Genomic DNA, 594 nt, shown 5'->3' with positions numbered 1-594 from the left:
ATGCAGAACTGGTTGAGCCAGTAGCCTTTGCGCGATTGCTCGGCATCGAAAATGATGGTGCCGGGCACGTCGGTGTAGGGTTTTTCCAGGGCCATTATTTGCACTCCTCGGGCCAGTACAGGCGCATTGGGTTGTCCACCAGCAGTTTTTGCTGCAGTTGGGCGGTGGGCGCGATCTGCGGGATGAAATCGACCAGCAGGCCGTCGTCGGGCATGTGGTCCTTCAGGTTGGGGTGCGGCCAGTCGGTGCCCCACAGCACGCGGTCGGGGAATTCCTGCACCACGCGACGCGCAAACGGCACCACGTCCTGGTATGCGGCCTGTTCGCCGTTCAGGGCTTTGGGGCCGGTGACCGACAGGCGCTCGGGGCAGCTGACCTTGCTCCACACGTTGGGGTGCTCGCGCATGAACTTCAGGAACAGCTCGAACTCCGGCCCATCGATGGGCTTGCTCACGTCGGGGCGGCCCATGTGGTCCACCACCACGGTGGTGGGCAGCGCGGTGAAGAAGTCCCACAGCTCGGGCAGGTCCACCGCCTCGAAGTAGATGACCACGTGCCAGCCGAGCTTGGCGATGCGGCCGGCGATCTCCATCA

The 594-nt window shown here is 63.8% G+C and carries 1 protein-coding gene and 1 pseudogene; both read right to left on the bottom strand.

What is annotated here, in order from left to right:
* Positions 1-95, bottom strand: a pseudogene (locus tag HA630_RS22665) (protocatechuate 3,4-dioxygenase); the annotation flags it as partial.
* The coding region (locus HA630_RS00950) for an amidohydrolase family protein (protein WP_166832086.1) at positions 95-594 on the bottom strand (500 nt) is incomplete at its 5' end. The pseudogene HA630_RS22665 and the gene HA630_RS00950, both read right to left, overlap by 1 nt.

The sequence above is a fragment of the Aquabacterium sp. A08 genome, from assembly GCF_011742065.1.
This window is presented reverse-complemented; position numbering and strand designations above follow the sequence as displayed.